This window comes from Mesorhizobium sp. M4A.F.Ca.ET.050.02.1.1 (assembly GCF_003997725.1).
Classification (GTDB): domain Bacteria; phylum Pseudomonadota; class Alphaproteobacteria; order Rhizobiales; family Rhizobiaceae; genus Mesorhizobium.
Genome location: NZ_RZSG01000145.1, coordinates 1 through 10,361 on the forward strand (window position 1 = coordinate 1; position 10,361 = coordinate 10,361).

Here is a 10,361-nt window from a genome sequence, read left to right on the forward strand (position 1 = left end):
GGGCACGTTTCACCGATCCCATGCTCTGCCTGGAATCGGCGATCGCCGGCCGTGGCGTCATGCTCGCCTGGCAGTTGCTGACCGCCGACGCGCTGGCCGACGGCCGGCTGGTCGCGCCATTCGGCGTGCGCGCCGAGAGCGGGCTGGGCTACTGGATGGTGACCTCTGCCACAAAAGGCGAGAGCCGCAAGGTGCGCGACTTCAAGGCCTGGATCCGCGAGGAGATCGAGGCGACCATGGCAAAGTTCCGGACGCTCGACAGCGCCGCCTGACCCAGTCGATCCCTGTGGAAAGGCCAGCCCTGCCGGTCTATGTAAGAGACTGTTTCGAAATTCGCTCCGGCGAGTCATATGGTGGTGGATTCGAGAACGGTAGCGCAGCGGACATTCGTCCGTGAGCAACGGAAGCGCAGAAAACGCCATCAGATGGCCGCCAGAGTGGAAATTTCCAAACAGTCTCTAGGACCAGACCTCACAATCACGGCAGGCAGGATCATGACCACACATTCGCGCGGCGTTGCAGCAACCATCGACCCGGTGAAGCTCGACAGGCTGGCCGAGGTCGCCATCAAGGTCGGGCTGCAGCTGCAGCCGGGACAGGACCTTGTGGTGACGTCGTCGATCGCGGCCCTGCCCTTGACGCGGCGCATCGTCGAGCATGCCTACAAGGCCGGCGCCGGGTTGGTGACGCCGATCTTCAATGATGACGAGATCACGCTGGCGCGCTTCCGCTATGGCGCTGACGCCGGCTTCGATCGTGCCGCCGGCTGGCTCTATGAAGGCATGGCGAAAGCCTTTGCCAACAACGCGGCGCGGCTTGCTGTGCGCGGCGAGGATCCGTCGCTCCTGTCGGCGCAGGATCCGGCCAAGGTGGCGCGCGCCAACAAGGCGAACTCGATGGCCTACCAGCCGGCGCTGGAGAAGATCACCGGCTTCGACATCAACTGGAACATTATCGCCTATCCGGACCTTGCCTGGGCCAAGCATGTGTTTCCGGGCGATGCCGACGACGTTGCGGTGGCCAAGCTCGCCGACGCGATCTTCTCGGCCTCGCGGGTCGACGTCGAAGACCCGATCGCCAACTGGAAGGCGCACAACGCCGCGTTGGCCGAGCGCACGAAATGGCTGAACGGCCATAAATTCCATGCGCTGCATTTCACCGGGCCGGGCACCGACCTGACGGTCGGGCTGGCCGAAGGCCATGAATGGATGGGCGGCGCCTCGACGGCCAAGAACGGCGTCACCTGCAACCCGAACATCCCGACCGAGGAGGTGTTCACGACGCCGCATGCAAGGCGGGTCTCGGGCCACGTCTCGTCGACCAAGCCGCTTTCCTACCAGGGCACGCTGATCGACGAGATCTCAGTGCGCTTCGAGGAAGGCCGGATCGTCGAGGCCAAGGCTTCCAAGGGCGAGGACGTGCTGAAGAAGGTGCTCGACACCGACGAAGGCGCGCGCCGCCTCGGCGAAGTGGCGCTGGTGCCGCATTCCTCGCCGATCTCGAAGAGCGGATTGCTGTTCTTCAACACGCTGTTCGACGAGAACGCCGCCTGCCATATCGCGCTCGGCCAGTGCTATTCGAAGTGCTTCGTCGACGGCGCCTCGCTCAGCCAGGACGAGATCGCCGCGCGCGGCGGCAACAAAAGCTTTATTCACATCGACTGGATGATCGGCTCGGACAAGATCGACATCGACGGTCTCGGCAAGGACGGCAGCCGCGTGCCGGTGATGCGTAAGGGCGAATGGGCCTGAGGGGGTTCGCTTTGAGGGTGTGATGGCCTTCGACATAGCGGTGAAGCGCATCTATGAAGCGCCGGCGAAAGCGGACGGCCAACGGGTGCTGGTCGACCGCATCTGGCCGCGCGGCATCGCCAAGACGGATGCCGCGCTGACGCTATGGCTGAAGGAGATCGCCCCGAGCGACGAACTGCGCAAATGGTTCGGGCACGAGACGGAGCGCTGGGCGGAGTTTCGGAAGCGGTATTCGGCGGAACTGGATGGGAATGGCGAGGCGATGGCCCAGCTGCGCGCATTGCTCGGCAAAGGCAAGGTGACGCTGCTCTATGGCGCACATGATGAGGCACACAACAATGCGGTGGCGCTGGCGGAGTATTTGCAAGCCCAAGCATAAATGACGTCGAGTTCCTTCGCCCCCCTCTCTGGCCAGCCGGCCATCTCCCCCTCAAGGGGGGAGATCAGCTTTCGCGCCGGCTTTCGCCAAATCGCCAACGTCGCAGGAATGAGCGACGCGCCAAAGCTGCCAATCTCCCCCTCGAGGGGGAGATGTCCGGCAGGACAGAGGGGGGCGCGAAGGATTGCTGCGTACGAGATGGCCCCTTATTTCCCGCCAACCACCTCCTCATAAGCCTCCGGCTTGAATCCAACCAGGATGCGCTCTCCAACCTCCAGCACCGGTCGCTTGATCATCGTCGGCTTGGCGAGCATCAGCTTCTTCGCCTTCTTCTCGTCGAGCGCACCCTTCTCCTCGCCCGGCAGTTCGCGAAAAGTCGTGCTCCCCTTGTTGAGCAGTTTTTCCCAGCCGACCTTTCCGACCCAGCCGTTCAGCCTCTCCGCCTCGATGCCCTCGGCCCGGTAGTCGTGGAAGCGGTAGGGAACGTCGCGGCTTTCCAGCCAGACGCGCGCCTTCTTGATCGTGTCGCAGTTGGTGATGCCATACATGGTGATCGTCAAAACAGGCCTCTTGAACTGACGGATTTACGAATCCGACGGAACCGTAGGCCCGCCCTGCCCGCTTTGCCAACCGTCCACACCTCGATTTTTGGCCTTGCCAATACTTAGGTTTTTTCCTAAGTAATTGCCGACGAGCAGCGACCGAGGAGAACCAACCATGAGCCCGCAGACCGTCAGCGAAAGCGTGCCGCCGATCGACGGCATTTTTCGCGCGCTCGCCGATCCGACGCGCCGCCTCGTGGTGGAGCGGCTGGGCAGGAGCCCTGCCTCGGTCAGTGAGCTGGCGGAGCCGTTCGACATGGCGCTGCCGTCCTTCGTCGAGCACCTCAAGGTGCTGGAAGGCTGTGGACTTGTCCGTTCGGAGAAAGCCGGGCGCGTCAGGACCTACCGGCTTTCACCCGAGCCGCTGGTGCTCGCGGAGAACTGGCTGGCCGAACAGCGCGCGCTCTGGGAGAGCCGACTCGACCAGTTCGATGCCTATGTCATGTCGCTTAAGGAGAAAGAAAAATGAGCTATCCATTCAAGTCCGATCCGAGGCTGGACCTGACACTGGAACGCGTCCTCGACGCGCCGCGCGAACTGCTTTGGCGCGCCTGGACGATGCCAGAGCACGTCAAGCAATGGTTCACGCCGAAGCCGTGGATCATCACCGATTGCGAGATCGACCTTCGGCCCGGCGGCTTGTTTCGCACCCGCATGCAGTCGCCCGACGGCAAGGAGGTCAACGACCGCCATTGCTGCTATCTCGAGATCGTGCCGAACGAGCGGCTGGTGTGGACGGACGCGCTGCTGCCCGGCTACCGGCCGTCGGGCAAGCCTTTCATCACCGCGGTCATTGCGCTGACACAAGAAGGCAAAGGCACACGCTATACCGCCACTGCCATCCACCGCGACGAGGCGACGCGCGACAGCCATGAAGAGATGGGCTTCTTCGATGGCTGGGGCACGGTGGCCGACCAGCTTGCGGACTATGCAAAGACGATTTGAGGTCTCGCCCTCAAACGGCGGCCGGAGTGCTTCGCCCCGGCCGCGTGAGATAACGACAAAACGCAGCGAGCGGGAGTGGCCCGGCTAGTAGTAAAAACGCTCTTCGCTGATCTTGCCGTTCTTGACCGTGTAGAGGCCGACCTCATCCATGGTGACGCGCTCGCCGGTGGATTTGGGCGTTATGTCGAACTTGAAGCGCAGCGCGAACTGGTCGCCATTGACATAGGGGCCGTCGACCGAGCCGCCGTGAACCTCATGGTTCGCTTCCCACCACTCGCCCTTCTGCTTGACGGCTTCCTTGCCGTTGCAAACGGCCATCGGCCCTTCCATGGCCTCATAGCTGACGATGTCGTCGGCATTGTACCTCGCGGCAGCGCTGTGGCTGTCGCCCTGCTTGAGGAGCTCCGTGAAATCCTTGGCAATTTCGGCAGTGGTCATGACTTCCTCCTGTTCAGACCAGTCGCAGGTAGGGGGTCGATTGCTCGGCTGCCACCGTTGACCCGGTCGACAGGTGACAATTCATGTCAGGATGAGCGAGACCGGCTCGCCGCGGCAACATGCTCACATCGTGGCCAAGGCATCGTTGTCGCCGTCCACCTGCCAGCTACAACGGCGAATAACACCCGCGCTCGATGGCAAGGCGCCGCACCAGCGCCAGCACACTGTCGATGGTCGGCGTCGGCTGGCCGGTCAAGCGGCCGAGTTCCTGCACCGCGCTCACCAGAGCGTCGATTTCCATCGGACGGCCGCGTTCCAGGTCCTGCAGCATCGAGGTCTTGTGCTCGCCGACATCGCCGGCGCCCTTGATGCGGCGATCGACCGCGACCGGAAAGCGGACGCCGAGGCTTTCGCCGATCGCCTGCGCCTCCAGCATCATGGCGCGGGCGAGCATTCGCGCTCCCTCGTCGGCGACGATGGCGGCAAGCGTGCTGCCGGTCAGCGCCGAGATCGGGTTGAAGGAGAGATTGCCCCAGAGTTTTATCCAGATCTCCGAGCGGATGTCCTCGCGCACCGGCGCCTGCAGTCCGGCTTTGACCATCTCGCGCGCCAGCGCGTTTACGCGCTCGCTCTTTTCGCCGGACGGCTCGCCAAGCGAGAACCGCGTACCCTCGACATGGCGGATCAGGCCGGGGGCATCGACCTCCGCGGCGGGATAGACGACGGAGCCGATGACGCGCTGCGGGCCGATGCGCTGCCAGATCGTGCCGCCGGGATCGACCGCCTGGATGCGCGTGCCTTCGAGCGCGCCGCCGGCCTTGTAGAAGTACCACCAGGGCACGCCGTTCTGCATGGTGACCACCGCTGTCTCCGGCCCAAGCAGCGGTGCGAGCTGGTCGAGCGCCGGCGCCAGCGAATGGGCCTTCAGCGCCAGCACGACATAGTCCTGCACGCCGAGCTCTTCCGCGCGGGCCGCCGCCCTCACTGGCGCGGCAATCTCGCTCTCGCCCTCGATCAGCCTGAGGCCATCGGCCTTGATCGCCTCGAGATGCGCGCCGCGCGCCACGACCGACAGATCGACCGTGCCAGCGGCCGCCAGCTTGGCGGCGAGATAGCCGCCGATGGCGCCGGCGCCGAAAACGGTGACGCGCATTAGCCGAGTCCGAGTTTTGCCGCGAGACCGATGCGCTGCAATTTGCCGGTCGCGCCCTTGGGGATCTCGTCGAGGATCACCACCTTGCGCGGCACCTTGAAATCGGCGAGGCGCGCCGCGGCAAAGCCGCGAATGTCGGACTCGCTGGCGCTCTGCCCCTCGCGCAGCACGATCGCCGCGGCCACCTCCTCGCCCAGCTTGTCGTGCGGCATGGCGAAGGTGACGACCTGCGCAACCGCCGGGTGATCCATCAGCACGCCGTCGACTTCCAGCGGCGAGATCTTCTCGCCGCCGCGGTTGATGATCTCCTTCAGCCGGCCGGTAACGCGCAGATAGCCATCCTCGTCGAGCACACCCTGATCGCCGGTGTGGAACCAGCCATGGGCGAAAGCACTCGCATTGGCGTCGGGGTTCTTCTCGTAGCCGGCCGTCACATTGGGTCCGCGAATGACGATCTCGCCGGTCTGGCCCGGTTTCAGCAACTGCCCGTCCGGCGCCATGACCGCCACGTCTGGCCCGGCTCCGGCGCCGACGCTGCCCGGCTTACGCTGGCCGGGCGGCAGCCGGTTGGAGGCCATCTGGTGCGCGGCTTCGGTCATGCCGTAGGATTCGATCACCGGGCAGCCGAAGGTCGCCTCCAGTTCGGCCATCACCTGCGCCGGCAAGGACGCCGAGGACGAACGGATGAAACGCAATGGTGTCGCCGCGAGAGTATCCGCGTTGCGCGCCGCGCGCGGCAGGATCGCCTGGTGCATGGTCGGCACCGCCGTGTACCAGCTCGGCTTTGCCTCGCCCAGCCAGTGGAAGAAGCGCAGCGCATTGAAGCCCGGCGTGCAGTAGACGCTGCCACCGGCGGCGAGCGAGGACAGCACCGCGGCGATCAGCCCATGGATGTGGAACAGCGGCATGATGTTGAGACAGCGGTCGGCCGATGTCAGGCCGAGCGTGGCGCCGATATGCTCGGCCGAGGCGGCAAGGTTGGCGTGGCTTAATGGCACCAGCTTCGGCCGCGAGGTGGTGCCGGAGGTGTGGAGAAGCAGCGCGATGTCGCCGTCCGCAGCCAATCCGGGCGCGGCGGGCGGACCGACTGGATCGCCCGCGATGGTGAAGCTGCCGGCCGGCGCGTCGTCCGCGACCAGCAACCGCAGCACACGGATGCCGAGACGCTCGGCAACCTCGACCGCCGGTCCCTGCTCATCCCTGGCAACCAGGATCGCCCTGGCGCCGATGTCGGAGAGATAGAAATCGAGCTCGTCGGCCCGGTAGGCCGGATTGAGCGGAGCAGTCGAGGCCGCCGCCGCCACGGCGAGGAAGGCGGTCGCCATCTCCGGCCCGTTAGGCAGCACGATCGCCACACGGTCGCCACGGCCGAGGCCTAGCGCATTCATCTTCGCGACCGTCTCGCGGATCAGCCGGCGCAAACCGCCATGCGTGAGCGTCGGCCTGTCAGGGGCCGAAACAGCCGGCGCGTCAGTGGCGCCGGGGGCGAGGCGGTGCGCAAGGTCCACAGTGTCAGCGGTATTGGTCATGGTCACCGACTATCTTTCCAGCCTGCAAAAATCCAGCCGAGCGGCAGCACGCAATCGTGAAGCCGCCGGCATCAGTATCCGAGCGCAAGTCCGTCCTTGCGTGGGTCAGACGCGCCGGTCAGCGTTCCCTTTTCCCAGTCGATCAGCACCGCCTGCCCGCCGCCCAGCGGATGATCCGGCTCCACCACCTGGTGGCCGCGCCGGCGCAGGCCTGCAACCGCGTCGACCGGCACGCTGCGCTCCGCCTCCGCCACGCCGCTGTTGTAGAAGACTCGCGGCGCATCCAGCGCCTGCTGCGGGTCCATGCCGAAGTCGATCATGTTGGTCAGCAGGTGAACGTGGCCGAAAGGCTGGTAGCCGCCGCCCATGACGCCGAACGGCATCATCGCGCGGCCGTCCTTGGTCATCATGCCCGGCATGATGGTGTGCATCGGCCGCTTGCCGGGCGCTATGGCATTCGGGTGCTTCGGATCGAGGCGGAAGCTGGTGCCCCTGTTCTGCAGCACGACGCCGCTCTTCGGGCTGACGACACCGCTGCCGAAGGAATAGTAGGTGGAGTTGATGAAGCTCACCGCATTCAAGTCGCGGTCGACGACGGAAATGTAGACCGTGTCGCTGCCCGGCAGGTCGAGGCGCGGCAATTCGGTCATGGCACGCTCGCGGTCGATCGCGGCGCGCAGCCGGTCGGCGTAAGCGCTGGACAAAAGCTCCTTCACCGGGACGGCGACATGATCCTGGTCGCCGAGAAACGTGTCGCGGTCGCGGTAGGCCAGCCGCCCGGCCTCGATCTCCAGATGCAGGCGTTCGGCGCCATTGGGGTCGAGTTCACCGAGTTTGAAGCCGGACAGCACGTTCAGCATCAGAAGCGCGGTCAGGCCCTGATTGTTCGGCGGCATCTGATGGATGCCGTAGCCCTTGTAGGAGATGCCAACCGGGGCCTTGTAGTCGCCCTTGGTCGAAGCGAAATCGTCGAGCGTGTGCAGCCCGCCGAGCTGGCGCAAGCGACCGACGATGTCCTCGGCCACCGCGCCTTCGTAGAAGCCAGCGCGGCCTTTCCTGGCGATGATGCGCAGCGTTTCGGCAAGCTCCGGCTGGCGATGGACGTCGCCGGCCTTGGGCGGCTGGCCGCCGGGCAGGAAGATGCGCGCCGCCACCTCGTCGGCCGACAGGTCGGTTTCGGGATCCTCCCAGTCGAAGGCGACGCGGTCGTGCACGACGTAGCCATTTTCCGCGTAGTGGATGGCGGGCGCCAATGCGTCGGCAATGCCCTTGCAGCCATGGTCTTCCAGCAGCCGGCACCAGGCATCGACCGCGCCCGGTACAGTGACCGCGTGGGGACCCTGCTTCGGAAGCTCGCTGAAGCCGTTCTCCAGATACCAGTCGACGGTTGCGGCGGCAGGCGCACGCCCCGAACCGTTGAAGGCCAGCACCTTGCCTTGCCCTTTCGGGCAGAAGAGGACAAAGCAGTCGCCGCCGATGCCGGTCGATTGCGGCTCGACCACCGCCTGCACGGCTGCGGCGCAGACGGCGGCATCCATCGCATTGCCGCCGGCACGCAGCATCTCGATGGCGGCAAGCGTGGCCAGCGGATGCGAGGTCGCGGCCATCGCTTCGGTGGCGCGGGCGGGCGAGCGGCCGGGGAATTGGAAATCACGCATGCTGTTTACGGTATCCCTGCATTCAACGTCCGCGGCCGAAAAGTTGAGCGGCGGACAACAAGACGATCGATAGCACAATCAGGCAAGTCGAAATGGCGGCAATGGTGGGGTCGATCTGGTCGCGCAGAGCATTGAACATGCGGCGCGTCAGCGTCGTGGTTTCGCCGCCGGAAATGAACAGCGACACCACCACCTCGTCGAAGGAGGTGATGAAGGCAAACAGCGCGCCCGAGACGATCGAGAAACGGATTTGCGGCATCGTCACCTGGCGGAAGGCGGAAAAGCGGTTGGCACCCAGGCTGCGCGCCACCTTCTCCTGGTTCATGTCGTAAGACCGCAGGCCGGAAAGCACGGTCAGCACCACCAGCGGCAAGGCCTGCACGGTGTGCGCGATGACAAGGCCGGTCAGCGTGTTGTTGAGGCCGATGCGGGCATAGAGGAAGAAGGTGCCGATGCCGATGAGGATGACCGGGATGATCAGCGAAGCGGTGAGCAGTGCATTGATGGCGCCGGTCATTCGCAGCGTGCCGATGTTGATGGCGTAGGCTGCGGCTGTGCCGAGTGGCGTAGCCACGAGCATCGTCATCACCGCGACCTTGACCGACACGATGGTGGCATCGCGCCATTCCACCGATCCGAAATAGCTCTCGTACCAGCGCAGCGACCATTCCTGGGGCGGGAACTGCAGCAGCGTCGAGTCGGAAAAGGACATGATGACGATGATGACCGACGGCGCGATCAGGAACAGCAGGACGAGGGCGCCAAGACCATAGAGCCAGAGCCGTTGCCGGTGCGAGATGGGCAGGGCATTTTCCATGCTCATCGCGAGCTCCAGACGCCGGTGGCGCCTGCGCCGAGCAGCCACTGGAACAGGCCGAGCAGGGCGAGCGTTACGGCCAGCAGCACGACGCCGAGCGCGGCCCCCGCGCCCCAGTTGGAATAGAGGCTGGTGGTCTGCTCCATGCGCATCGCCCACATGATGACCTTGCCGCCGCCCATCAGCGCCGGCGTGACGAAAAAGCCGAGGCAGAGCACGAAGACGATGACCACGCCGGAGGCGAGGCCGGGCAGCGACAGCGGGAAGAATATCTGCCGGAAGGTGGCGGCCGGGCTGGCGCCGAGATTCATGCCTGCGCGCAGGCAATCGGTGTCGATCGTCTTCATCGAGGCGTAGAGCGGCAGCACTAGGAACGGCAGCATGATGTGGGTCATGCCGATAATGACGCCGGCGAAATTGTTGGCGAGCGGCAGCGGCTGGCTGATGACGCCGAGATCGATCAGCCAGCTGTTGATCAGGCCCTTGCGCTGCAGGATGACCAGCCAGGCATAGGTGCGCACCAGCACCGAGGTCCAGAACGGCAGGATGACCAGGATCAGGCAGATCGAGGCCGCGCGGCGCGGCAGTTGCGACAGCATGTAGGCCAGCGGATAGCCGAGCACGACGCAGGCGCCGGTGACGGCGAAGGCGACCTTGAAGGTGGTGAGGAAGGTCTTGATGTAGGAGGGCTGCTGGAAGAAGCGCGCGTAGTTCGAAGCGCTCAGCGCGCCGGTCTCGTCGAACAGCGACAGCCAGAACAGCCAGCCGATCGGCACGATGATGACGGCGAAGACGAGCAGCAGGCCGGGCGACAGCAGCGCCAGCAGCCCGAAGGATTCGCGGCGCGCATCGGCATGCAACGCATCGGCGTTGAGCGTCGGGGCGCTGGCATGGGGGAGTATGGCGGATTGCATGCTCATCAGTCCGCCGCCACCAGCACCACATCATCGGCATCGATACCGAGATTGACCGGTTCGCCGGGCCTTGGCAGCTTTGCCAGCACGTCACTGCGGCAATAGTCGCGCAGCGTCACCTGACGCCCATCTCGCAGCGTGGCATAGCAGGCGAAACTGTCGCCCTGGTAGATGA

13 protein-coding genes are annotated in these 10,361 nt (G+C 65.1%); 5 read left to right on the forward strand and 8 right to left on the reverse strand.

Translation table 11 applies throughout. The features are described 5' to 3' along the window. The 3 genes from EOA33_RS12620 to EOA33_RS12630 form a co-directional block, all read left to right on the forward strand. Window positions 1-272, forward strand: a 272-nt coding sequence (locus EOA33_RS12620; RefSeq protein ID WP_245482319.1) for a LysR substrate-binding domain-containing protein, incomplete at its 5' end; no start/stop codon positions are given. Window positions 273-494: 222 nt separating this feature from the next. Beyond that, the gene (locus EOA33_RS12625) at window positions 495-1,751 is read left to right on the forward strand and encodes an aminopeptidase (protein WP_127405772.1); all 1,257 of its coding nucleotides are present in this window, start codon (window positions 495-497) and stop codon (window positions 1,749-1,751) included. A 22-nt stretch (window positions 1,752-1,773) separates the two neighbouring features. Then, window positions 1,774-2,130, forward strand: a complete 357-nt coding sequence (locus EOA33_RS12630; protein ID WP_126055992.1) for a DUF488 domain-containing protein — start codon at window positions 1,774-1,776, stop codon at window positions 2,128-2,130. Window positions 2,131-2,336: 206 nt separating this feature from the next. Here the strand turns inward: EOA33_RS12630 and EOA33_RS12635 are convergent, their stop codons facing one another. Then, a complete protein-coding gene (locus tag EOA33_RS12635) occupies window positions 2,337-2,690 on the reverse strand; it encodes an ArsC family reductase (RefSeq protein WP_126055993.1) in 354 nt (117 codons plus the stop codon). Window positions 2,691-2,847: 157 nt separating this feature from the next. Between EOA33_RS12635 and EOA33_RS12640 the strand changes: the two genes are divergently transcribed. Both EOA33_RS12640 and EOA33_RS12645 read left to right on the forward strand, forming a co-directional pair. Beyond that, the gene (locus EOA33_RS12640; RefSeq protein ID WP_127405773.1) at window positions 2,848-3,201 is read left to right on the forward strand and encodes a metalloregulator ArsR/SmtB family transcription factor; all 354 of its coding nucleotides are present in this window, start codon (window positions 2,848-2,850) and stop codon (window positions 3,199-3,201) included. Then, entirely contained in the window at window positions 3,198-3,677 is a 480-nt protein-coding gene (locus EOA33_RS12645) for an SRPBCC family protein (RefSeq protein ID WP_127405774.1), read from the forward strand. Before EOA33_RS12640 ends, EOA33_RS12645 begins: the two co-directional genes overlap by 4 nt. 84 nt (window positions 3,678-3,761) lie before the next feature. On the opposite strand, the gene EOA33_RS12650 is transcribed toward EOA33_RS12645, so the two are convergent. The 7 genes from EOA33_RS12650 to EOA33_RS12680 form a co-directional block, all read right to left on the reverse strand. Next, the gene (locus EOA33_RS12650; protein ID WP_127405775.1) at window positions 3,762-4,115 is read right to left on the reverse strand and encodes a nuclear transport factor 2 family protein; all 354 of its coding nucleotides are present in this window, start codon (window positions 4,113-4,115) and stop codon (window positions 3,762-3,764) included. A 166-nt stretch (window positions 4,116-4,281) separates the two neighbouring features. After that, entirely contained in the window at window positions 4,282-5,268 is a 987-nt protein-coding gene (locus EOA33_RS12655) for a 2-dehydropantoate 2-reductase (RefSeq protein WP_127405776.1), read from the reverse strand. Further along, window positions 5,268-6,797, reverse strand: a complete 1,530-nt coding sequence (locus EOA33_RS12660; RefSeq protein ID WP_127405777.1) for an acyl--CoA ligase — start codon at window positions 6,795-6,797, stop codon at window positions 5,268-5,270. Before EOA33_RS12660 ends, EOA33_RS12655 begins: the two co-directional genes overlap by 1 nt. A gap of 71 nt (window positions 6,798-6,868) precedes the next feature. Next, window positions 6,869-8,455, reverse strand: a complete 1,587-nt coding sequence (ggt, locus tag EOA33_RS12665; protein WP_127405778.1) for a gamma-glutamyltransferase — start codon at window positions 8,453-8,455, stop codon at window positions 6,869-6,871. A 22-nt stretch (window positions 8,456-8,477) separates the two neighbouring features. After that, the gene (locus EOA33_RS12670) at window positions 8,478-9,278 is read right to left on the reverse strand and encodes an ABC transporter permease (protein WP_127405779.1); all 801 of its coding nucleotides are present in this window, start codon (window positions 9,276-9,278) and stop codon (window positions 8,478-8,480) included. After that, window positions 9,275-10,192 (reverse strand): ABC transporter permease, encoded by a 918-nt coding sequence (locus EOA33_RS12675; RefSeq protein WP_127405780.1) that lies wholly within the window; start codon window positions 10,190-10,192, stop codon window positions 9,275-9,277. The genes EOA33_RS12670 and EOA33_RS12675 overlap by 4 nt, the downstream gene beginning before the upstream one ends. Then, window positions 10,192-10,359, reverse strand: coding sequence for a TOBE domain-containing protein (locus EOA33_RS12680; RefSeq protein WP_281033521.1), 168 nt, complete (start codon window positions 10,357-10,359; stop codon window positions 10,192-10,194). The genes EOA33_RS12675 and EOA33_RS12680 overlap by 1 nt, the downstream gene beginning before the upstream one ends. Window positions 10,360-10,361 lie beyond the last annotated feature (2 nt).